We start from the raw sequence: 23286 nt of genomic DNA on the forward strand, positions 1-23286 counted from the left end.
CTTTGGTGCTGTGGTCTCTCCTCATCTCAGGACCGTTCCTATTAACTTGTTTTCAGTATACCACATTTTTATCTTATTTAAAAGCCATAGCTGCATTTACTGCTTTTTTCCATCCGCCGTACAATTCATCGCGTTTTTCATCTTCCATTTCCGGTTTGAATTGCTTATCAAGGTTCCATTGATCAGCGATTTCAGTGCTGTCCTTCCAGTAGCCGACAGCGATTCCGGCCAAATACGCAGCACCGAGCGCCGTCGTTTCATTAATTTCCGGACGTTCGACCGGCACATCAAGCAAGTCGCTTTGGAACTGCATGAGGAAGTTATTTTTTACCGCTCCGCCGTCTACACGCAATGTTTTTAAAGAGATGCCTGAATCAGCCTCCATGGCATCAAGTACATCTTTCGCCTGATAAGCGAGAGATTCAAGCGTAGCCCGGATGAAATGCTCCTTCGTCGTTCCTCGTGTCAGGCCGAAAACTGAGCCGCGCACGTCACTGTCCCAGTACGGTGTGCCTAATCCGACGAAAGCGGGCACGACATAAACACCGTCAGCGGAATCCACACGCTCTGCGTATGTCTCGCTTTCTTTTGAATCCTGGAACATCCGCATGCCGTCTCTCAGCCATTGGATGGCAGAACCTGCGACAAAGATGCTTCCTTCCAGTGCATACTCGACTTTTCCGTCTAATCCCCAGGCGATTGTCGTCAGAAGGCCGTGATCAGAAGTGATGGCTTTTTCTCCGGTATTCATCAGCATAAAGCAGCCTGTGCCGTATGTGTTTTTCCCCATGCCTTCTTCAAAGCACGCCTGGCCGAACAGCGCTGACTGCTGGTCTCCCGCCGCTCCCGCAATCGGAATGTTTTTACCGAAGAAATGATAATCAACCGTTTTCGCGTACACATGAGAAGACGGTTTCACTTCCGGCAGCATTGATTTCGGCACGCCTAAAATATCAAGCAGCTCGTCATCCCATTTTAATTCATGAATATTAAACATCAGCGTTCTTGAAGCGTTGGAATAATCCGTTACGTGCGCCGCCCCTCCGGACATTTTCCAGATGAGCCATGAATCAATCGTTCCGAACAGAAGATTTCCGTTTTCCGCTTTTTCCCGCGCGCCTTCTACATTGTCAAGAATCCATTTGACTTTCGTTCCTGAGAAATAAGGGTCGATCAAAAGTCCCGTTTTTTCTCTGAATGTATCATTATATCCTTTTTCACGAAGCTCTTCGCAAATGCCGGATGTTTGTCTCGATTGCCACACAATCGCATTGTATACCGGCTTTCCGGTATCTTTATCCCATACGACCGTCGTTTCCCTTTGGTTCGTGATGCCGATGCCGGCAATTTGATCAGCGCTGATTCCGGACTCGGAGATCACAGTCGCGATAACGGCGAGCACCGATCCCCAGATTTCGTTCGCATTGTGCTCCACCCAGCCCGGCTGAGGGAAATGCTGTGTGAATTCCTTTTGAGCGGAATGCACGATTTTTCCTTCTTTATTAAAAAGAATCGCTCTTGAACTTGTTGTGCCTTGGTCAATTGATAAAATATAGGTCTCCATGATGCCGCTCTCCTTTTTAAATATATTCAGAATTTGATAATATTTTCCGTGATTGAGATTTCTTGGTATAAATATAGAGTATGAAAAGCACTACAACCATTATAACGCTTACAAACCAAAAGCTAGGTGTCACATTTCCTTTAAACGCGGCATTGTAAAATACGCCGCCGAACGCACCGCCCATGATCGGACCGACTACGGGAATCCAGGCATATTTCCAATTTGACGGCCCTTTTTTCGGAATCGGCAGAAAGGCGTGAGCGATTCTCGGCCCCAAATCCCGCGCAGGGTTGATCGCATATCCGGTCGTCCCTCCAAGAGAAATCCCGATGGCAACGATGAGGAATCCGACAATCAGCGGGTTCAGCCCTTTTGTGAATTCATTCGCTCCGATTGCCAAAATGCCGAGCACAAGCACAAACGTACCAATGACTTCACTTATCATATTCCCAAATGTATGAGGAATACTCGGGCCGGTCGAGAAAACGCCCAGTTTAGCGGCCGGATCATCCGTCGCCTTCCAATGCGGCAGATAATGAAGGTACACAACAACCGCACCGATCATTGCTCCGATCATCTGCCCCGCAATATAAACAGGGACCTCTTTCCAAGGAAAGCTGCCTTCAAGCGCAAGGCCTATCGTTAAAGCCGGATTCAAGTGGGCGCCGCTGATACTGCCGACGGCATATGCCGCCATGGCTACTCCCAATCCCCAGCCGAATACAATAACAATCCATCCGGATTGGTATGAAAGCGATTTCTTTAAATTGACTCCCGCACAAACGCCGCCGCCGAAAATAACAAGCAGCATTGTACCGATTACTTCTCCCCAAAATGCTGTCATCATCATTCCTCCTAAATGACAAAATAGCAGGTTTGACAGAGTTATAGAGAATAAAAAACCCACAACAAACCGCTTTACGCTTTATTGCTTCCGTAAAGAGCTGTTGTGGGTCTCCGGGTCTCCATCACATAGTATTAACCTAGGTCTATTGTAACAATGGGTGTAAGCGGTGTCAATCTTTTTTTGTCATAGAATGTTCATATTTAGCCCATAGTTCGGTGTCTGAAGTCGTCACGGCCGTGGCTCCTGCCTGCAAGGCGTTTTCAACGTCCTGCTCCGTGCGGATGAAGCCGCCGGCAAAAATCGGAATCCCCGTCATTTCTTTAATTTCTCTGATTAAAGTCGGAACGATGCCCGGGAGAACCTCGATAAAGTCAGGCTTATGCTTTCCGACGAATTCCATGCTTTTCTCCATGGCGCTCGTATCCAAGAGAAACAGACGCTGGATCGCGTATATTTTCTTTTGTTTCGCTTTGACGATGACTGATGATCTCGTCGAAATGATGCCCGCGGGCCGGATATCCTGACAAATAAACTCCGCACCGTATTCGTCATGCTTAATGCCGTGAATTAAATCGACGTGAACCATCAGAAGTTTTCCGTGTTTTTTTGCTTCATTCACGACACCTTTTAATTGACCGAGGTGGATATCTAAAATGACGCCGTATAAGAACGGACTTTCTAAAAATGCATCGAATTGCTTCATGTTCCGGATTGCCGGTAGAATCTGCTGGTTGTGAAAACTCATGTTTTACTCCTTTACATTAAAAATCAATGCTCAGCACGCTTTCCTTGACGGTCGAAATGATGAAAGAGAGCTCCTCGTCCGACAGGCAAAAAGGCGGAGACAGCTGAATGACATTATTATATCCCGCTACAGTATCGCCATTTTTCCCGACAAGCAGGCCTTTTTCTCTGCACGCGGTGATGACGTGCTGCACAAGGGCGGCATCAGCGGGTTCCTTCGTGACTTTGTCCTTGACGAGCTCAATGCCGGCAAGAAGGCCCTTGCCCCGTACATCTCCGACCGCCGGATGTTCTCTGAGCGGCTCAAGCTCACGGAGCAGCTTTTCTCCAAGCTCACGGGAGCGGGCGATCAGATTTTCGTCCTCCATCAATTGCAGGTTTTTCAAAGCCAGGGCGCAGGCTGCCGGATTGCCTCCGAATGTATTCACGTGCCGGAAGCGGCCGTACGGCTCACCGCCCGAATACGCCTCAAAAATCTCCCGTTTTACTGCCGTTGCCGACAGCGGCAGATAAGCGCTCGTAATGCCTTTTGCCATTGTGACGATGTCCGGTGAAACGCCGTAATGCTGAAATCCGAACGGCTCTCCCGTGCGGCCGAAACCGCAAATGACTTCATCACTGATCAGAAGCGCGCCGTGGCGGCGGCAAATGTCCTCTACCTTTGCCATATACCCGTCCGGAGGCATCAGTATCCCTCCGCCTGTAATAATCGGTTCCATAATAACGCCGGCAATCGTTTCGCTTAACTCCCACGTCATGATCCGGTCGATGTCATGCGCGCTTTCCAATGTGACGGCATCGCCGGGATTCCGATAAAGATCAGGCGGCGCCGCATGCAAAAACCCTTGTGAGAGCGGCTCATATTTATATTTTCTCTGCGCCTGGCCGGTAGCGGCGAGCGCCCCCATCGTATTGCCGTGATAGCCTCTGTACCGGGAGATGAATTTGAAGCGGCTGTGATCGCCGTTTTCAATGTGGTATTGGCGGGCAATTTTGAACGCGGTTTCATTTGCTTCCGATCCGCTGTTGGAAAAGAAGATCACATAATCGCCGCCGAGCCATTCATTCAGTTTTTCCGCAAGCTCAATCGCGGGTTGATGGCTTTGGGTCAGCGGATAATAAGGAAGCTCCTTCAATTGGCTGTAAGCCGCATCGGCAAGCTCCTTTCTCCCGTATCCGATATTGACGCACCACAGGCCTGACATACCGTCCAAATACCGTCTGCCGTCAATGTCCGTAACCCAGGCGCCTTCCCCTTTTTGGACGATTATGCTGTCATCCGGCTCCGCCCCTTTCATCGCGTGCCAAATCAGCTCTTTATCCTTTTGTTTGAGTGACTGATTTTTTTGTACATGTTCCACACCGCTCATCTCCCTTTCAATATCATTGCACTGTATCGAAAGCTGCCCGGCTTCTGACGCCGATTCTCTTGGTGAAGTTTTCCTCTTAATAAGAATATAAGGGCGCGGCATGGGCGAGTCAATAAAGCGGCGGCAATTAAAAAAACGCTTTCTCCCAGAAAGCGAAAGAGCTACAAGAGCATATCCCGAAACCGGGGCCGGCGCAAGTGTTTTTATAAAAAAACCCGCCCCTTAAGCGGAGCGGGCGTTTTTTTATTTCAGGTGCGTAATCCGGTAAATATCTTTGCGCCGGTCTTTCAGCTGGCGCACGGTTCCGTTTTCACGCTGCCTTCTTAAGATTTCAAGGTCCACGTCCCCGATCACGACCATTTCGATATTCGGATTCGTTTCACCGACGATTCCGTCTCTGGCGAATTCAAAATCAGACGGAGCAAAAATGGCTGACTGCGCGTATTGAATATCCATATTTTCTGTTTGCGGCAGGTTTCCGACTGTACCTGAGATGACGGTGTAAATTTGGTTTTCAACCGCTCTCGCCTGAGAGCAGTATCTTACGCGCAAGTAGCCTTGGCGGTCTTCAGTGCAGAACGGCGTAAAGATAATTTTCGCTCCTTGATCCGCGGCAATTCTCGCAAGCTCCGGAAATTCGATATCGTAACAGATCTGAATGGCGATCTTTCCGCAGTCCGTATCAAATACGCGCACCCTGTCTCCGGCGCTGATGCCCCACCATTTCCGCTCATTCGGCGTAATGTGAAGCTTATATTGTTTTTCAATCGTGCCGTCACGTCTGAATAAGTAGGCGATGTTATAAATTTTCCCCTCTTCTTCAACGAAGTGGGAGCCGCCGATGATGTTGACATTATATTTCACCGCGAGATCTGTAAAGAGGCTGATATAGTCCTCGGTATATTCGGTAATCCTCTGAATGGCCAGACTCGGCGAACGCTCCTCGAGAAATGACATGAGCTGCGTCGTGAAAATCTCCGGGAACACCGCGAAATCAGATCTCGCATCGGAAGCCACATCGACATAATATTCAACCTGATTGGCAAATTCCTCGAAGGAGTAAATCTTTTTCATTTCATATTGAATGACGCAAATGCGCACCGGAAATGCCGATTTGTAATAGCGCTTCGACTGCGGCAAGTAATCGACATTGTTCCATTGCATTAATGTCGCATATTTAATGGACGCGGTGTCATCCGGGAGATAATTCGGATTGATCCGCATGAGCGTAAATCCGTTCATCAGCTGGAAAGAAAGCACCGGATCATAAATCTGATGGCGCGTCACCTGTTCGACATAGGCTCTCGCCGTCATTTCTTCCGCATACTTATGATAATTCGGAATCCGCCCGCCGATAATGATGCTTTTCAGATTCAATCGTCTCGCCAAGTCTTTTCTCGCCTCATACAGCCGGTGTCCGATTTTCATCCGTCTGTATTCCGGGTGAACCATTACCTCAATCCCGTACAGATTCAATCCGTCCGGGTTGTGGTTCGTGATATAACCGTCGTCTGTAATGTCCTGCCACGTGTGGCGGTCATCATATTCATCGAAATTGATGATCAGGCTTGAGCATGAACCGATAATTTCTCCTTCATACTCGGCGCAAAACTGACCTTCCGGAAAGTGCGCGAGATGGCTGATTAAATGCTCAGGCTCCCACGGCTCCATCCCCGGAAAACAATCCTTTTGCAGCTCAATTATTTTGTTGATATCTTTCTCTTCCATATTCCGTATGACCATTTTCTTTTCAAAACGGGTCAGATCAAGTTTCTCAGACAATGCTGCTTCCCCCTGCCGGTTCGTTTTGATCGTTCAATCGCTGTAAGAGTAATTCAAGTTCCATTTCCGCCATCGATTCCAGTCTGTGATCGTATTCTTCAAATAACAGGGCGCTTGTTACCTTATTCGGGACGATGACACATTTCATTCCGGCGCGTTTGGCTGCGATTGAGCCGTTGACCGAATCCTCAAAGGCCAGACATTCAGATGGTTCAACGCCTAAATGTTCCGCAGCTTTCAGATAGAGCTCCGGATTCGGCTTCACTTCTTCTACGTCGTCAGCCGTCTGAATCACTTCAAATTCATCAAACAGGCCTAATTCCTTCAGATGGCCCGACACCCATTTAAAATCTGAGCTGGAAGCGAGCCCCACCTTCAATCCTAATTCTTTTGCCGCGGCTAAATAAGCTTCCACCCCGGGGCGCGCCGTTTCCGTCTTCATCCGCTGTTCGAAGCGCCCGCGCCTGATCGCCGTCAGTTCATCATGATCGAGCTTTCTTCCCAGCTGCTCCTCTAAATATGCGAATGGCTTAAACCCCGCGGCCGTTCCGATCACCTTTCCCCAGACGGATAAAGGCAATGTTGAACCGTGTTCTTCAAACATTTCCTGCAGCACTTCATATTCATGGGTTTCTGTATCTAAAATTAACCCGTCAAAATCAAAGATTAATGCTTTTATCAATGGTTACAGCTCCTTTAGCTAAACGTACTGACCTATGTATACACTATACCGTGAATTTCTTTCGCGTTCAAAATGTAACATTCTGACGGAAAGAAGAGCCTGCATGAGTGCAAGCTCTCTTCATCCGTTACTGTGTGTTTTGACTGGAAATATTGGAAAGAGCTGCTCCCGCAGACTCATTTGAACGCTGATCGACCGCTAAGTCTCCAAGCGCAACAATCCCGACCAGATGATTTTGATCGACAATGGGAAGGCGGCGGATTTGGTGTTGGGCCATCAGATGTGACGCCTCTTCAAGACTCATTTCCGGGTTTCCGGATACAACTGCAGAAGACATCACGTGTGAAACAGGTGTTTGGCCGTCGCGGCCTTGAGCCGTTGTTCTCAATGCGATATCACGGTCTGTCAGCATTCCTTTTAATTCCCCTCCGTCAACGACGGGAATTGCTCCGACATTATGCTGGTGCATCAGCGCAGCCGCTTCCTGAATCGTTTGATTGGGAGAAACGGTAGCCACGTGGGTAGTCATTGATTGTTTGATTGAACTCATTGTAAAGCACCCCTTTCGACATTTATTATGCTCGGGGAGTTGTCTCATTATAAAGGGAGTTAGAGGAAAGAAATTGTGGTATCATGTCAAGGAAGCAAAAAAGAGCCTGTTAAAAGGCTCTTTTTACCCGTCAGATCAGCCTTCTGTGACCGCAGGCTTCTGATCCGGCCCCTGTCTCGAAATCATCATAGGTAAAGGGAAAATTCATTCCGCATTCATTCAGCAAAGCGCAATTTTTATCAAACAGCGCCCGCTCTTTGACGTCATATACCGGGTGCGGCTTTGACAGCATGATATGTACCGTTTGCAGACAAGCCATAATTTGAAACGCTTCTTTTAAAGTTCCTTGGTAACGTTGGTTTTGTAATGATAATACGCCCCTTTTTTTAAAGCGCTGAATTTCCAGTTCGGAGAAATAAAGAGGAAAGACATTTTGAAACAATTCAGAGGAAAGCTCTTGTATCGCGCTTTCTTGTCCGTCAGTCGCTGCGTTCACAATTCTCACATCAATCACCTTTCTTGCCATGTGAATATCCTTAATCTTTATCAAGAATAGCATAGAAAAAAACGCGAAAGCTAAGGTAAGTGTTTCCTATTGAAACAGCCGCTTTCCGCTTGAAAAGGAGCTTTATGATATGAAACAAAATGACCGCGGTCTGGAACTCCTGATTACGGAAAAGCACGCCGGACAATGGCTGTTTTCAGTCCTGAAATCTGAATTCCAGGCGTCAAAACCCGTAATTACGGAATGGATGAACCAAGAAAGCATTCAGGTGAATCGGACATCCCCGAAAAACAATATCATACTGAAGACCGGAGATCGCTTATTCATTGATCTTCAGGAAAAAACGGGTTCTTCGGTGACTCCGGAATACGGAGAGCCGGACATTTTATTTGAGGACAATCATATGCTGATTGCAAATAAGCCGGCGGGAATGCCGACTCATCCAAATGAAGAGGGTCAGACCGGCACCCTCAGCAACCTGATCGCTTACCATTTTCAAATCAACGGCGAGCAGGCGAAAGTGCGCCACGTTCACCGTCTTGACCGTGACACGTCAGGCGCGGTCGTTTTCGCGAAACACCGCCTGGCCCATGCAATCCTTGACCGTCAGCTCGAAACCAAAACATTAAAACGCACCTATATCGCCGCGGCGGAAGGAAAAGTCACGCCGAAAAAAGGCACGGTTGACTCGCCGATCGGCCGCGACAGGTCACATTCCGTCAGACGGCGCGTCTCACCCGGCGGACAAGCCGCCGTCACCCATTACAGAGTGAAAGGCTATCATCCCGGTGCGCAGCTTACATTGGCAGAGCTTGAACTGGAAACCGGGAGAACACATCAAATCAGGGTGCATATGGCAAGCATCGGCCATCCGTTGGCGGGCGATGACCTGTACGGCGGAAGCAGGACGCTGTTTCACAGGCAGGCGCTTCACGCCAAAAAAGTCAGTGTCGTCCATCCGATCTCAGGAGAAGAAATCGTTGCCGAGGCGCCGATGCCGGCTGATCTGGCTCATTTTACCGAAACGTATTTTTCTTAAACCGGGTCGGCATATATAATATATCGTTTCGGCGCATTTCCAATGTAAGAAAACGGATAGCAAGTGGTCAGGATCAGTTCCTCCCGCTTGTGCTGAAGGGTGATGACAGATGTATCATCCCGGCTGACGATTTTTGTACGGCTGATTTTATAAGAAAACGTGCCGTAAGACAAAATCACGTTCAGTCTGTCTCCTTTTTTCAGTTCGCCGGTCCGGCGGAACACCGTGTCCCTGTGGCCGGATAACACAATTTGGCCGTGATCGCCCGGATAATAGCTGTCCTTATAATGTCCGACGCCTTTTGCTAAATCATCTGCGTCAGTCCCTTCGACGATCGGGAGCTCAGCGTCGATTTCAGGAATTTCTAAAATGCCGCTTGCCTCACCCGTTTCGGGGTGAAATTCTTTTTTGCGCTGTGCCAGCACGGCGCTTTTTGTTTCGTTCTTTTCCAAGACAGGTTCTGTTGCTTGTTTTGCTTCTTCAAGCGATTGGTTCGTTTTCATATGTGAATCAATGATCTTCCAGCTTCCGTAACATGTGATGATGATACCGGCGATGATGACGAGAAGCGGAATATGTTTCAGTTTGTTCATCGTGTGCGGATTCCCCTTTTCTTTCTGAAAAGCCAATATACGCCGGCACCCGTGATCACCAGGCCGGCCAATGCCGTCTGATGGCTGCCCGCTGAAGTATCAGGCAATGGGCGGCCTTTTTGTGTGCCGCTTTCAGTCTGTTTTGTGCTTTGTTCCGAATTTGCGGCAGACGCCGGACGGGATTCAGGAATTGACTGCACTGTATCAGATGCTGTTTCTTTTACGACAGGACGTTTAGGTTTTTTGGTTTGATCAGGCTGTTCTGCTGCATCCGGTTTTTTAGCGGGTTTTTCCGCTTGAGGTTTTTCTCCTTTATCAGGCCTGGTGCCGCCCGGTGTTTCCCCGCTTCCCGGCTGATTGCCGGTGTCATCAGGTGTTTTGGCGGCTGATGCCGTGCGGATGCGGCCGTCGGTTTGATAAGAAATCGGTGCGGAAAAGCTTTTGACATAGTCTACTGTCGCTTCCAAATCCTCAGGCCCCGTCACCGGATTCTTGCCGACTTTCCCGATCGGACCGTATTTTGCCCCCGCCGCCGTCGCCATAAATTGATTGACTGTTACTGTATATCCTTTTTCGGGCTGTATGTCTGTCCCGTCCGCCATTTTCATATCAACCGCTTGTCCGGTTTCCGGGTTCCATGTATAGGAAAATCCGCTGATGCTGTAATCCGGTCCGTACACCGGAGAAATTTGCGCGTTGATGATCTCCCGCAAATCTTTTCCTTTGATTTCAAGCTTCGTCAGCACATTGCCGAACGGCTGTACATTATAAAGGTCTCCCCATGTGATCGGCCCTTTTTTTATGCCGTCCCGGATGCCTCCCCCATTCATAAGCGCAAAATCGGATTTCATCTTCGCTTTCATACCGTCGGCAATCAGATTTCCGAGCGCCGTGTCGCCGTCATTTGAATACCCGCCCGTTATATCATGGGCCGCTTCCCCGACCGTTTCGCTGATAATCGGTTTCACTTTCTCTTCATATTTGCTTAATATGCCTGCCGCAGCCGGGTCAGGCTTGATTTTACTTTGATCGATATATTGGATTTCCGCTGATTTTTTCACGATATCCTTCGACTCTTTATCAAGTTCAAGATCGGCGATTCCGATTGCTTTTCCGTATTCAAATGCCTGCACAATCAGCTTGCCGTTGATTTCTCCGTTTACGACTTTATGATTGTGCGCGGCGAAAATCACATCAATCTCTGAGTCTGTTCCGCTTGCAAGCTTTGCGGATTCTCCAGTGATTGCTGAGCCATTTTGTTCAGCAGACATATGGGCGAGTACGGCGATTGCTTTAATTCCTTTTTTCTTCAAGTCAGCGGCGGCGTCATTGACGGCCTTTACCTCATCCGTAAACGTAATATTTTTAATTCCGTCCGGGATGACCATGCCTGCCGCCGATCTGGTTACAACCCCGATAAATGCGACCGGAATTCCGGAAACGTATTTGATTTCATACGGCGGCAGAAAGGACTCCCCTGACTTCAGTTTACAGTTTGCGCAGACGAGCGGGAAATTTTGGCCGTCATAACCGCTTGTCCCCTTACCGTCCGGATGATCTCCTCCATTGATGATCCGTTTAAGCTCATCCGTTCCTTCATCGAATTCGTGATTGCCGACAGTTCCGACATCAAAACCGATGTCTTCCATCAATTCTACTGTCGGTTCATCCTGAAAAAGGGCTGACACGGGAGAGCTGCCCCCGATCATATCGCCCGCATGCACGACAAAGGCGTGTTCTTTCTCGGCTTTCGCCTTTTTAATGTACGCGGCGGCGTAGTCCATCCGCCCGAAAGTGCCATCCGGTTTACCGTCTCCGTTAAGGTCAAGCTCATATTGCTGATCAATTTTTCCGTGCAGATCATTCATGCTGATGATTCTGAGCGGGACACGGCCCGAGTCTTCAGTCTGCCGTTCTTTATACGCTTTATCCGTTCCAGCTTCATTCAGTGATCCGGCTTGTCCGATTGCTTCCGCATCTTTCACGCTGAACATCATAAAACAAACCGTCAGCAAACAGCACGAAAGACGCATACCCCTTTTTTTCTTCATTCATTTCCCCCCCTGTCTTCTAAGAAATACGTTAGCTTATTTTCTTAAAAATCACATCACTTTTTTGTAAAGATTGTCTTCACTGGCGCAAAATAGTAAATAATCCCCACGTAACGAAATAGGTCTTGATGTATAACGGATCGGCTTTTTTCACATCTTAATGATGATTTGACATGAAGGAGGAAAACAACCAGTGGAACAGCAGCAGAATCAGCAGCAGCCGCCAGTAAATCAGGGGATCCCGGGTTCACCGCAAGTGAATCACGGAGGACATGAGCTTTTCGATATGCATGAAGTGCTGGCCGGAACAGTCGGCGTTTTGGATCAATTTATGATGCTCAGACAGTTTATACAGGATCAGCAGCTGGCCGACATCCTTGACCGCCAGTATCAATTCATTCTCGGACTCTATAATCTGACGGCAGAATGCTTTAAGACCGGCCAAAAGCCTTCTCAGGAAACGTCGACATATATGATGAAGGAACAGAACCAGGCCGTCTACGGTATAAAACCGACTCAGCCGAAAAAACCGAATCAATCATTAAATGATGTCAAAGATCTCGGGATCAGCGGCCATATGCTCGGCCTGATTAAAGCTCAAGCTTCTCTCTTGACGATGAGCTCGCTTGAAATGACCAATCCCGTCACAAGAAGAGTGCTCTCCGCCCAAATTCAGCAATATGTCGAAATGGCGTTTGAAATCTTCTTATACCAAAACAAACACGGTTATTATCAGGTTCCTCAGCTCAATGCACAAGATATGCAGACCATGCTGAATTCATTTGCACCGGCGGAGGGACAGCCGCAAATGCCTCCGATTAAAGGACAAATGGGACAGCAGCAGCAAAACCTCCATTGATTAAAAAACGGCGTTGGAAACCTGACTCTCCAATGCCGTTTTCTTTTTTTCATATGCTTTTATGAAATCATGTTCAAATTGTTTCAGGCCTTCTTTCGTAGCCGCTTCAAAGCCTTTTTCAAAATCCTGTGTTTCGGCGGTTTTGTTGATAATGGTTAAGATAATGCCTTCTCCGAATGTTTCGGTTAAGTCCTTTATCATATAGAAGCTTTGCAAATAGACATCCGTTTCATATTCCATACGCGATTTCTGCCATTTCCGGTCGGTCGTTAATTGATCAAACGGCACGACGGAAAATGCAATCGGATCAATGACTACATCATAATGCGCGACCCACTCGCTCAGCCCCTCATGAAACCAAAGCGGAAATACAGACGTATCCGTCCCCAATTGCCGCGTTTTTTGATGAAACGCGTAGTGTGTATATTCATGTATAATTAATTGTTTATACATGAAAACGGCCAGCTCATCTTTTTTCAAAAGCTGTTTTTTCTCTTCAGGCAAAAGCCCCATCATCTGCTCCTGTTCTGAATAAAAACCGACTACATTTTTCAATCCTGAATATTGCTCCATTTCAGCTTCATCCGAAAAGAAAATGAGTTCAAGTGGCGCTGCACCTTTGTAGCCGACAATGATTTGATTGATACGCTTTGCGTGGTCCAGCGTAAGCTTGGTCAGATCCAAGAGCGGCTTTTCATCCGCCGTATAGTAAATCGCTGTATGTTTGTAAATTTCTTTATTCATGTGTTCAGTCACTTGTTCCTTCGTCGGAACAGAGCGGCTGTTTTGGCCTGACAGGACGTACATCATACTTACTGAAACGGCTGAACTGACAGCCAATATGACAAGGACTCCGCACAGGATCAGAGTGAATGCCGCCCGTTTCCCCATGCCGTCACGCAAACAAGCTCCCCTCCCCGATCCTTTAATTTTCATCTCATTCTTTACTTTATGCTCAGGAGCGCTGGGTCGTGACGGCAGATAAAATAAAAAAGCCGCATCAAATGCGGCTTTTCCATTCATTTATTTATTGGGGTTTGGGAATACACGCTGCACCATTTGACCGAATTCATCAAACAGACCGGATACAGGATGTCCGTTTTGGATTCGTTTTCCGTAGCCTTGCATACGTTCAACGAAGTCCGGGTTCGCTGATACATATACAGTCCGGACATGTTTATCGGCTGATTTCACCTTATCGGTAATTTTATTTTTTAAATGGTTGGCGATGGCGCCTTTTTGCCCGTTTGTCAGAACAACGGCAACATATGCGCTGTTTCCGGCAACGATCACAGTCGCATTTTTAACTTCTTTTAAATCAGTCACCTTGTCAGCGGCTTTATCAGCCACTCTCAGGTTACGATTGTCATTGTGATCGGTGTTTTGGTTATGACGGTTCACTGTATTCATATTTGTCGCACCGTCGTTAGGCGTGTTGCGGTAATTTACATTCTGGGTGCGGTTGTCATTTCGTTTTCCTTCCCCCTGGTTCCCCATACTGCACCCTGCGGTAATCAGCATCGGCAGAAGAAGGGCAGAGATAACTGCTTGCTTTTTTATCATGTGAATTCCTCCTTTCTCACTTTACGTATAGGTTTTTCTATTCGGCGGGATTTATGCACGCCGTTTGCATTCTGAGCGGTTTGGATAAATATCAGAAGGAAAGGGAAAGGTAAGCGTAATCAATTGAATGAGGAGGGATTTAACTTGTTCAGAAAAAAAAGCGGCGTCAGCCCGACAGCGCTGCTGATCGGATCATCGATTCTGATTGCAGCTTTATCACCCGAAATCCGCCGGAAAATCTCCGGAATGGTTTCAGGCAGTATGCAGCATAAAGATGGCACACATTCCATGCAGCCTGCTGACCTGATTCAACAGGCGTTCGGCGGGGAATCCGGCGGACAGCAGCACACGGACAAAGCCCGGCATTCACAAAACGGCTCATTGCAGCCTGCCGAGCTGATCAAACAGGCGTTCGGCGGGGATTCCGGCGGACAGCAGCACACGGACAAAGCCCGGCATTCACAAAACGGCTCCACGCAGCCTGCCGAGCTGATCAAACAGGCGTTCGGCGGGGATTCCGGCGGACAGCAGCATGAGCAGACTTCCCGCAATCACTCCGGCTCATCCCATACAGACGGACAGGCAGACCGCAGTAAAGAAACTTCGCCGAAGCCTCACTATACCGAGCCGATTCACTTCGAAGAAAGCGCGGTAAATGTTTTAAATGACAGCACCGTGATGAATATGCTGGAAGAAATTGAACCCGGAAATCATTAGAAACGAAAAAATCCTTCATTCGTTCAACGATGAAGGATTTTTCGTTTTAGCGCTCGATCTGCTTTTAAGCTTCTTCAGCTTCAATGACGATTGAGGAATCATTGTACACCGCGGTATCGGTTTCCTTCGTCATTTTACTTGTTAACAGCCCTGCGGTCATACTGCCGCTGACATTTAAGGCGGTGCGCCCCATGTCAATTAACGGCTCAATTGAAATGAGCAGCCCGGCAAGCGCGACAGGCATGTTCAAAGCGGATAGGACGAGCAGAGCCGCAAATGTCGCGCCGCCTCCCACGCCTGCTACACCGAATGAACTGATTGCCACGATGGCGATGACAGAGACGATAAATCCCGGTTCAAACGGGTTTTGCCCTACTGTCGGCGCAATCATCATCGCGAGCATCGCCGGGTAAATGCCGGCACAGCCGTTTTGACCGATCGATAAGCCGAATGAACCGGCGAAGTTCGCAATTCCTTCCGGGACGCCCATGCTTTTTTGTGTTTTAATATTAAGCGGCAAAGCCCCTGCGCTTGAACGGGACGTAAACGCAAATACCATGACAGGAAATGCTTTTTTCACGTATGTGATCGGATTTAAACCGCTGAACGTAATCAGCAGCAAGTGAATGATAAACATGACGATAAGCGCGGCGTATGAAGCGATCACAAACATCCCCAGTTTCGCAATGCTGTCGATGTCGCTTGTCGCGATCGTCTTTGTCATAATCGCCAATACCCCGTAAGGCGTCAGTCTTAAAATTAATGTCACGACGCGCATAATAATCGCGTATACCGCATCGACAATTCCGCTGAAAGTCGCAGCGTGCTCCGGCTGCTTCCGTTTCACGCCCAGAAAAGCGATGCCGAGGAAAGCGGCGAAAATAACGACTCCGATGGTGGAAGTCGGTCTGGCCCCCGTAAAATCAAGAAACGGATTTCCCGGCAGAAGCTCAACGATTTGCTGAGGCAGCGTTTTGGCCGTCATATCCTCAGATTTTTGCTGCAGCTCCTGGCCTCTTGATAACTCGGTGCTTCCCTGGTCGATATGAACGGCTTTCAGATCAAAGGAAAGCGCCGAAACAATTCCGACTGCCGCAGCAATTGCTGTTGTAGCGATCAAAATCCCGATGATCAGTCCGCTGATTTTCCCGATGTTATGGGTCAGTTTCAGCTTCGTAAATGCGCCGAGAATAGAAATAAAGACTAGCGGCATGACGATCATCTGAAGCAATTTGACATAACCGCCGCCGGCAATATTAAACCAATCGGCCGTTTGTGTCACGATATGTGAAGCCGGCCCGTAAATCAATTGCAGTGCAAAACCGAATACAATGCCTAGTCCGAGCGCGGTAAAGACACGTTTAGAAAAGGAAACGTGTTTTTTTTGCATGACAAACAGACCTGCTATAAGCAAAAGCATAATAAAAACATGTAAGACTACAAATAAATTCTCCAAAACAGGTAAACACTCCCTTGCTCATTATCCTTTAACACTATATTATATGAATTCCGATCGGTCAAGTAAGAATTGACAAAATATGTATTTTTATAGACTTTTCTCTTTTCTTTCCACCCTTTCTCTAGTAACTTATATAAGGGTGATTGTTATGCTGAAGGAACTGTTTCTTAATTTGACGATTTTAATTACATTTAATTATCTGTTCACCCTTCTTTTTAAAGAGTCGCTTTCGTATAAAGAAGACCGTCTGATGTTTCAATTACTGAAGGGGACGGTCTGCGGGCTTTTAGGGGTTTTTCTGATTGCTTTCGGCTTTTCTTACTCCGATTCCATCATTGATCTCAGAAATATCCCCATTATCATCGCCGCTCTTTACGGAGGCTGGGTGTCTACGGCAGCCGCCTTTGCGATTATCGTCGCAGGCCGTATCCTGATCAATTTCAATGCCAGCGCCATTTTTTCCATCGCCGCCGTCGGGGTTATTGCGATACTTTCTGCGGCCGTCCTCAGAGGAAAAAAGCCGGATCACAAAATGGCGTTCGTTATGCTGCTTTTTTCAAATGTTATTTTCACCCTGACGCTGCTGTTTCTTATGCCCGAACAGCCTGCCGGGGCCCTCGTTTAGTATTGGCTCATTTCCGTCTTGGGCGGAATGCTGTCGCTGTATATTATTAAACACGAAGCCGATGCCCGCCTTTTGTTCAAGCAATACAAGTTTCAAGCGAATTATGATTTTCTGACGGGGATTTTTAATAAGAGAAAATTCGAGGAAGTCTCGCGCGTTCTGTACGATCGGGCGTCTCAATCCCCCTCGTCTCAGCTCGCGCTTATTTATTTGGATATTGATCACTTTAAGCAGATCAATGATCAATACGGCCATTATGAAGGGGATCAAGTGCTGAAGGAACTGGGGGCGCGCCTGAGGTTCTTACTCAGCAGTTCTGATCCGTCAGCCCGCATCGGCGGGGAAGAATTTGCCGTGCTTATGCCCAATTGCACGTATACGAAAGGGCTTCACCTCGCAGAGGAAATCAGGCACACGATTGACGCGAACCCGATTCTGCTGACGAGCGGAGATACAATTCCCGTGACCGTTTCCCTCGGCATCGCGCATTATCCGACAAATACATCGGATCCTCAGACATTGCCCCTGATCGCAGACCGGATGCTGTACAAAGCGAAAACATCAGGGCGCAATCAAGTGTGCAGCACTGAAAAAAAAGAATGATCGCCCGAAGAGGAAATCATTCTTTCTTTTCAGTGAGAAAGCCGCCCCTCAGGAAAACAGGAATCAGGCTGCCCTCATATTCTTTTTCAATAAACGCCGCGGTATCATCTGATTGATACAAAGACAGGAGTTTTTGCATCCGTTCATCATCTTTATCCTCAGCTCTGACGGCGATCAGATGAATATACGCTTCCTTCATTTGCGCCGATCGGATCAGCGCGTCCTTCTCCGCATGAAATCCTGCTCTTTTCGCCTCGCTTTGACTGAGAACTGCTGCGTCAGCATGTTCCGCCGCCTGATATGCGTTCTTTTTTGTTTCCGTTTTTAAGGTCAGATGCTTCGGGTTGTCCTTGATCATATCAGTTGAACCCGTACCGGTGAATCCCTTTTTCAATGTCATCAGTCCGGCCTCCTGCATGAGAAAAAGCGCCCTGCCGAAGGCCGCCGCTTCATCAGGCACGGCAATGACCGCTCCGTCCGGTATATCCTTCAGCCGTTTATGCTGCTTGGAATACACCCCAAGCGATACCGCATATGTCGTTCCTAAAGGAGCCAGCTTCTTTTTCACATGAGGCGGCAAAGATTGAAAATAAGAAACGGATTGAAACGCATTGGCGTCGAGATCCCCGCCGGCAAGCGCCAAATCGGCCTCGGCATAATCCGAAAAACGTTACCAAAGAAAGCTGCAATCCTTCCTCACCGGCTTTTTTCGCGACAAACTCCCAGATCGATTGATCAGATTCATTGATTCCGATAGTAATTGTCCGGTTCCCGTCAGGATAATGGCATGAAGTAAGTAACATGATCAAAATGAAAAGAAACAGACTGTTTATAAGCCGCAGGTTCAAGTTGACCTACTCCCTATCTATTTTTATGTACAGAGGCGGCACCATGGTATTCGGGCTCATGATTACATACAATACCGATTAAAAAAGGGTTGTCAATTGCTTCCTTAAGAGGCTGCAAAGCGGTTTTTATCAGCTGAAAATGGGCTGTTCTAGTCTCAAATCAGATTTCCGTATCAGAGCGTTCTCCTCTTAAAACATGTTATTTCGAAAAAAGTTACATTTAGCAGTTGTTTTTTCTTCGAATTACTGGTAGAGTAAAGGTAATTATTTTTGTTCGAACTATCTTTAAGAAGAAAGTTTTGTAAGAGTTTTCGTCTTGGAAGTTTGTTTTAGAGCAAGAATAGTGAATTTAAGCGTTATGTCGCTTTAGGAGGAAATTTCATGTTAGAAGGTAAAGTAAAATGGTTCAACTCTGAAAAAGGATTCGGATTCATCGAAGTAGAAGGTCAAGACGATGTATTCGTTCACTTCTCTGCTATTCAAGGCGAAGGCTTCAAAACTTTAGAAGAAGGCCAATCTGTTTCTTTCGAAATCGTTGAAGGAAACCGCGGACCACAAGCTGCTAACGTAACAAAAGCATAAATTGTTTAAAAAACCTGCCGGTTTACGCCGGCAGGTTTTTTTCATCTAAAACGAAAAGCTGTTTTGCAAAGGCAAAACAGCTTTTTTATATCAGGTGGCAATATCGCGTTTTAAGAAGACGCCGAATGCGAGCGCCAGAAAAATAACGAAGTAAATCACAAGCATCACAACCGAAAATGTCATCGTCATCCCCTCTACTAAAGGAGTCCCGTTCATATATTGCGACAAATCTGTGTTCGCAAATAAAATATATTTGGTCCATTCAAATTTCGCAGCAAGAAATACCGTCGCCGTGTTCCCCATAACCAATAGAAAAATAGAAAATCCGACCGCTAATGAGCTGTTCCGGAATACCGCAGACAGCATAAACGCCATCGTCGCAAGCATAAAAGCGGAGACAGATTCATAGACATATGTTTTAGCGAGGAAAGCGATGATATTTTGCTCAAAAACATGGCCGTCTTTGTATACGAGATGAACATCAGCCGCAGTATCTCCGCCTGTACCGAAAAAGACCAATCCCAACAGAGCGGAGCCGGCAAATAAAATCACAAGCATCAGCAGTCCGAACAGCAGCACCGTCATATATTTAGATAGCAAAATCTGAAAACGGCTGAGCGGACGGATAGCCAGCAGCTTGATCGTCCCCCAGTTGAACTCATTCGCCACGATGCCTGCGGCAATGATAATCGTAAACAGCCCGGTCAAAACAGTCATCATCGAAGAATCAGCTACGTATGACCACACGGTGTACCCTGTATCCTCGGGAATGTTATGATCCATACGGTATTGATTTATCGCGACATTCTGTTTCAGATTATCAATGAGCGTCTGATTTCCGGTTTCCTTCATCTGCTGTTTCATTTCTTTGTTTTCAGCTTGGAGCTCCTGTTTCCAATTCGGATTGGCTTCGCTCGAGGTGAAATGGTTTGACAGAAGCGCAAAACCGATCATCGAAATGCCTAAAATTACAATCATAGCCCACGTGCCGACGCGGCTGAAAATTTTTATCCATTCATTATAGATCAGCTTAAACATATTGAACCTCCTCTTTCGTCCCGCCGGTAATCTCCAAGAAACGGTCTTCCAAAGATTTTGTCATGATTTTCACTTCATATAAGCGGATGTTTTCACGGACGAGCAGAGATATCACATCAGGCACTTCCTGTTTTGACAGCTTGATCTCAATACCGTTTGTCTTCTTCACACAGTCAAACTGACTCAGAACGGCAAGAGCCTCTTCTCTTTGTTCAATATGGAAGAAGTATGTATCTTTATCCTCTTTTCCTTCATCCCTTACTTTTTGAATATCGACAAGCTCCCCTTTTTGCAGAATGCCGATTCGGTCGCACATTAACTCCATTTCTGACAGCAGATGGCTAGAGACGATGACAGCCATTCCTTTTTCACGTGTCAGCTTTTTCAGATGGTCCCTGATTTCCCTGATGCCCGCGGGATCAAGGCCGTTTGTCGGTTCATCCAGAATCAGCACCTTAGGATTATGCAGCAGGCTTTGGGCGAGGCCGAGACGCTGTCTCATTCCGAGAGAGTAGGTTTTTACTTTGTCATGTATTCTGTCCTGCAACCCGACGAGCTCGATGACCTCATCTATTTTTTCTTTCGTAACGCCTTTTACCATCCTTGCGTACTGCTGTAAATTTTTATAACCGCTCAGGAATTTGTACAGCTCCGGGTTTTCCACGATGGCTCCGACGTGCCTGACCGCTTTTGCATAGTTTTTCGTAATGGATTCCCCGCAGATTACGATGTCTCCCTGAGACAGTTTCATTAATCCGACCATCATTCTGATCGTAGTGGTTTTCCCCGCTCCGTTCGGCCCTAAAAATCCAAACACTTCGCCCGCCCGGACGGAGAAGCTCAGATCATGAATAATCGTTCGTCCTTTTATCGTTTTCTTTACCTGTTGCAGTTCTAATACCGTTTCCAATTAGAATCCCCCTTCTATTTCGTGCGCCTGCATGACGCTTCTGTACCATTGCAGCACGGACATTCCTTCCTGTTCCCGGATTTCTTCGACCTCGCGCCGTTCAGCGATTTTCCCTTTTATGAAAACCATCACTTCGTCTAACAGCGTCTCAATCTCGACGATCTCATGCGTGGCAATGACGACGATCTGGCTGTCAAAATCAATATAAGATACGAGACTGTTGACAATCGACTCTCTGACCGCCGGATCAAGACCTGAAAACGGCTCATCCAGCAGAATGACGGATGCTTTTCTCGAGAGGGCCAAGACGATTTTCAGCCTGCCCCGGCTGCCTTTGGACAGCTCTTTTATCTTCTGCTTCGCTGAAAGATTCATTTCCGTTAATAGGTTATGTGCTTTTTCGAGCTGAAAATCCGGGAATTGCGAATGATAAAATGTGAGCATATCACCGACGGTCGTCCGGGCGGAAAACATATCATGTTCGGTTAAATAAGCCGTACGAAACAGCATGTTCCTGCTTACTGCGCAATCTCCCATCCGGACGGCGCCCGATGTCGGGAACGCAAGCCCGGCAAGCATTTTAAGCGTTGTTGATTTACCGCTTCCGTTCGGCCCTAAAATTCCGTAGATTTTACCCGGAGACAATGAAAATGATACATCGCTGACCGCAAGCCTGCGGCCGTATTTTTTTGTTACGCGTTCAAAATCAAGATTCATCGTTTGCTTCCTCCGCATATCGTTTGATCCCGTCGAGCATTTCCTCAGGAGATAACCCCAGCTCCGCCATTTCCTGAATAAAGCGTTTGAAAACGTCTTTTGTCAGCCTGTCTTTCAGCTCCGCTTTCAGATCGGATCTTTCCGCTATAAAGGTTCCCTGTCCTCTTCTCGTCTCCACGATCCCCAGCCTTTCCATTTCACTGTACGTTCTTTGTATCGTGTTTGGATTCACTTTCATCTGTACGGCCATCTCCCTTACGGACGGCAGTTTGTCCCCCGGTGAAAGCTCACTTCGGATCAGCCGGTAATATACACGATCGGCAATCTGCAGATAAATCGGCTTGGATGACTGAAATTCATTCTCCATCATTACACCTCAACCTTTCGATTCAGCAGCATAGAGGCCAGCGCGAGACAGAGCGCCGCAAGCACGATCACTGCCAGGAAACTGAAAAGCGAAATGTGGACGGCTTTCAGCTCCATCGTCCATCCGGTCAATTTTGTATAATGAAAATGAAAATTCGCATACACTTTTACCGGCCATAAATCATGTTGAGATGAAGTGAAAGGCGTAATGATTTTATCGTCAATATAGGTCCAGACAAACGCAAGCACGATGCAGATCACCCAACGGAGGACGGGAACATGTTTTAATGAGTGAAAAACAGTCCAAAATACGGCCACGATCACAGATAAGTACGCTGAACTGATCAGCAGGTAAGCATTCAGTCCGGTTAATGTGCCGGCCAGGGGAATGGCGTGTTCCAGCGCTCCTTTTGCAGAAAGCATCCGGTACATCCAAATGCCGTAACCGGTAAGCGCGAGCTGCCCGATCAACTGATACAGCAGCGAGGCCGTCAGCTTGGAAGCCAGCAGATAAAATCCTCCATTCGGATTGTAAAGCCACAGCTGGTTTTTTCCTTCTTTATGAAGGTGATAGTACATAAAAAGCGGCGCTACAAGAAATTGAAAAAACCCCATTGCCGCAAAAAAGCCGAAAATGACGAGCGGTTCTTTCTGACGGGCAGCGATGACGTGGGCTGCAAACGCCAAGCAAATCATGCCGAAAAGCCACACCGCGAGCCAAATCCATGAAACCTTCGCATCTTTTTTCAGCAAACCTAAAAACGATGTCATTCTTGCTCTCTCCATTCGGATCAAGTGTATGAGTAACATAGTACACTAGATCATCACGTATTACAATATCTTCAATAAAAAAAAAGACAAATCCGCTCTTACGCAGATTTGCCTTTTCAATTACTTCTTTTTGTTTTTTAAGGAGAGCAGCGCATCACGATAGCTGCTATCCTGCATTTTGCCGCCGCTATCAGGATCGTTTGTTTCCCGATCCGTCTCAGAAGTCTTAAACTTCTGAAGCGCCTGACGGTACACATCATCGCCCATTGTATTCTTTTTCTCACGGGGAGATTCAGATTTCACAACGACGGGAGCATGCTCGGCTGAGCGCTCCTCGGCCGGATCATGCTTTTCCGGCTGTTCGGCTGTAGTGCCGATCGCTTCTCTCTTTTCTTCTTTGACATCCTGTCCTGCAGAAGTGCTGCGGACATTGAATGTGATAAGAAGTGCAATCACAATGACAGCAGCAATAACCGCTATAATAATGGCCATATAACCCTC

Annotated in this window: 23 protein-coding genes and 2 pseudogenes; 5 read left to right on the forward strand and 20 right to left on the reverse strand. The window is 47.3% G+C overall.

The annotated features are described in order from the left end of the window. Positions 1-73 precede the first annotated feature (73 nt). The 8 genes from glpK to RUW00_RS15075 all read right to left on the reverse strand — a co-directional run bounded on the left by glpK (position 74) and on the right by RUW00_RS15075 (position 8065). Positions 74-1564, reverse strand: a complete 1491-nt coding sequence (gene glpK / locus RUW00_RS15040) for a glycerol kinase GlpK (RefSeq protein WP_007610291.1) — start codon at positions 1562-1564, stop codon at positions 74-76. Positions 1565-1580: 16 nt separating this feature from the next. Further along, positions 1581-2408 carry an MIP/aquaporin family protein gene (locus tag RUW00_RS15045; protein WP_021494903.1) on the reverse strand — a complete coding sequence of 276 codons (828 nt, stop codon included), beginning with the start codon at positions 2406-2408 and terminating at the stop codon, positions 1581-1583. Between the two features lie 172 nt (positions 2409-2580). Further along, positions 2581-3156: a glycerol-3-phosphate responsive antiterminator gene (locus RUW00_RS15050; protein ID WP_007610287.1), complete on the reverse strand. Its 576-nt coding sequence runs from the start codon at positions 3154-3156 to the stop codon at positions 2581-2583. Between the two features lie 16 nt (positions 3157-3172). Then, positions 3173-4525: an aspartate aminotransferase family protein gene (locus RUW00_RS15055; protein WP_129093688.1), complete on the reverse strand. Its 1353-nt coding sequence runs from the start codon at positions 4523-4525 to the stop codon at positions 3173-3175. A 243-nt stretch (positions 4526-4768) separates the two neighbouring features. Further along, a complete protein-coding gene (locus RUW00_RS15060) occupies positions 4769-6307 on the reverse strand; it encodes a bifunctional GNAT family N-acetyltransferase/carbon-nitrogen hydrolase family protein (RefSeq protein ID WP_007408451.1) in 1539 nt (512 codons plus the stop codon). Continuing rightward, entirely contained in the window at positions 6300-6989 is a 690-nt protein-coding gene (locus tag RUW00_RS15065) for an HAD family hydrolase (RefSeq protein WP_003155347.1), read from the reverse strand. The genes RUW00_RS15060 and RUW00_RS15065 overlap by 8 nt, the downstream gene beginning before the upstream one ends. A 127-nt stretch (positions 6990-7116) precedes the next feature. Further along, positions 7117-7539: a CBS domain-containing protein gene (locus RUW00_RS15070; protein WP_007408449.1), complete on the reverse strand. Its 423-nt coding sequence runs from the start codon at positions 7537-7539 to the stop codon at positions 7117-7119. A gap of 130 nt (positions 7540-7669) precedes the next feature. Beyond that, positions 7670-8065: a DUF5365 family protein gene (locus tag RUW00_RS15075; RefSeq protein ID WP_007408448.1), complete on the reverse strand. Its 396-nt coding sequence runs from the start codon at positions 8063-8065 to the stop codon at positions 7670-7672. Positions 8066-8174: 109 nt separating this feature from the next. Between RUW00_RS15075 and RUW00_RS15080 the strand changes: the two genes are divergently transcribed. Continuing rightward, the gene (locus RUW00_RS15080) at positions 8175-9083 is read left to right on the forward strand and encodes an RluA family pseudouridine synthase (protein ID WP_017417335.1); all 909 of its coding nucleotides are present in this window, start codon (positions 8175-8177) and stop codon (positions 9081-9083) included. Here RUW00_RS15080 and RUW00_RS15085 read toward each other — a convergent pair. Both RUW00_RS15085 and RUW00_RS15090 read right to left on the reverse strand, forming a co-directional pair. Next, entirely contained in the window at positions 9080-9676 is a 597-nt protein-coding gene (locus tag RUW00_RS15085; protein ID WP_109566811.1) for a class D sortase, read from the reverse strand. The genes RUW00_RS15080 and RUW00_RS15085 overlap by 4 nt on opposite strands. Continuing rightward, entirely contained in the window at positions 9673-11727 is a 2055-nt protein-coding gene (locus RUW00_RS15090; protein ID WP_109566810.1) for a bifunctional metallophosphatase/5'-nucleotidase, read from the reverse strand. The genes RUW00_RS15085 and RUW00_RS15090 overlap by 4 nt, the downstream gene beginning before the upstream one ends. A gap of 193 nt (positions 11728-11920) precedes the next feature. Here RUW00_RS15090 and RUW00_RS15095 point away from each other — a divergent pair, with 193 nt between their 5' ends. Next, the gene (locus RUW00_RS15095) at positions 11921-12586 is read left to right on the forward strand and encodes a spore coat protein (RefSeq protein ID WP_109566809.1); all 666 of its coding nucleotides are present in this window, start codon (positions 11921-11923) and stop codon (positions 12584-12586) included. Here the strand turns inward: RUW00_RS15095 and RUW00_RS15100 are convergent, their stop codons facing one another. Continuing rightward, complete coding sequence (locus RUW00_RS15100) at positions 12587-13489, reverse strand: hypothetical protein (protein WP_109567364.1); 903 nt, start codon at positions 13487-13489, stop codon at positions 12587-12589. 120 nt (positions 13490-13609) lie between these two features. Beyond that, the gene (locus RUW00_RS15105) at positions 13610-14149 is read right to left on the reverse strand and encodes a YhcN/YlaJ family sporulation lipoprotein (RefSeq protein WP_003155362.1); all 540 of its coding nucleotides are present in this window, start codon (positions 14147-14149) and stop codon (positions 13610-13612) included. A 144-nt stretch (positions 14150-14293) separates the two neighbouring features. On the opposite strand from RUW00_RS15105, the gene RUW00_RS15110 reads away from it, so the two are divergent. Further along, the gene (locus tag RUW00_RS15110; protein WP_109566808.1) at positions 14294-14866 is read left to right on the forward strand and encodes a hypothetical protein; all 573 of its coding nucleotides are present in this window, start codon (positions 14294-14296) and stop codon (positions 14864-14866) included. 64 nt (positions 14867-14930) lie between these two features. On the opposite strand, the gene RUW00_RS15115 is transcribed toward RUW00_RS15110, so the two are convergent. Beyond that, complete coding sequence (locus RUW00_RS15115) at positions 14931-16322, reverse strand: L-cystine transporter (protein WP_100261664.1); 1392 nt, start codon at positions 16320-16322, stop codon at positions 14931-14933. A 151-nt stretch (positions 16323-16473) separates the two neighbouring features. Here RUW00_RS15115 and RUW00_RS15120 point away from each other — a divergent pair. Beyond that, positions 16474-17553, forward strand: a pseudogene (locus tag RUW00_RS15120) (GGDEF domain-containing protein). Between the two features lie 16 nt (positions 17554-17569). Here the strand turns inward: RUW00_RS15120 and RUW00_RS15125 are convergent. Further along, a pseudogene (locus RUW00_RS15125) lies at positions 17570-18401 on the reverse strand (MetQ/NlpA family ABC transporter substrate-binding protein). Positions 18402-18782: 381 nt separating this feature from the next. Between RUW00_RS15125 and cspB the strand changes: the two are divergent. After that, positions 18783-18983, forward strand: coding sequence for a cold shock-like protein CspB (cspB, locus tag RUW00_RS15130; RefSeq protein WP_003155376.1), 201 nt, complete (start codon positions 18783-18785; stop codon positions 18981-18983). 90 nt (positions 18984-19073) lie between these two features. On the opposite strand, the gene RUW00_RS15135 is transcribed toward cspB, so the two are convergent. The 6 genes from RUW00_RS15135 to RUW00_RS15160 form a co-directional block, all read right to left on the reverse strand. Continuing rightward, a complete protein-coding gene (locus tag RUW00_RS15135) occupies positions 19074-20021 on the reverse strand; it encodes an ABC transporter permease (protein ID WP_280144966.1) in 948 nt (315 codons plus the stop codon). Beyond that, positions 20014-20931 carry an ABC transporter ATP-binding protein gene (locus tag RUW00_RS15140; protein ID WP_012117151.1) on the reverse strand — a complete coding sequence of 306 codons (918 nt, stop codon included), beginning with the start codon at positions 20929-20931 and terminating at the stop codon, positions 20014-20016. The genes RUW00_RS15135 and RUW00_RS15140 overlap by 8 nt, the downstream gene beginning before the upstream one ends. After that, the gene (locus RUW00_RS15145; protein WP_280144965.1) at positions 20932-21648 is read right to left on the reverse strand and encodes an ATP-binding cassette domain-containing protein; all 717 of its coding nucleotides are present in this window, start codon (positions 21646-21648) and stop codon (positions 20932-20934) included. Then, the gene (locus tag RUW00_RS15150) at positions 21638-22015 is read right to left on the reverse strand and encodes a GntR family transcriptional regulator (RefSeq protein ID WP_031304429.1); all 378 of its coding nucleotides are present in this window, start codon (positions 22013-22015) and stop codon (positions 21638-21640) included. Before RUW00_RS15150 ends, RUW00_RS15145 begins: the two co-directional genes overlap by 11 nt. 2 nt (positions 22016-22017) lie before the next feature. Next, positions 22018-22785, reverse strand: coding sequence for a hypothetical protein (locus RUW00_RS15155; protein WP_103527036.1), 768 nt, complete (start codon positions 22783-22785; stop codon positions 22018-22020). 120 nt (positions 22786-22905) lie between these two features. Further along, positions 22906-23277 (reverse strand): hypothetical protein, encoded by a 372-nt coding sequence (locus tag RUW00_RS15160; RefSeq protein ID WP_014417269.1) that lies wholly within the window; start codon positions 23275-23277, stop codon positions 22906-22908. Positions 23278-23286 lie beyond the last annotated feature (9 nt).

It is taken from the genome of Bacillus sp. IS1 (genome assembly GCF_032461585.1).
Classification (GTDB): Bacteria; Bacillota; Bacilli; order Bacillales; family Bacillaceae; genus Bacillus; species Bacillus velezensis.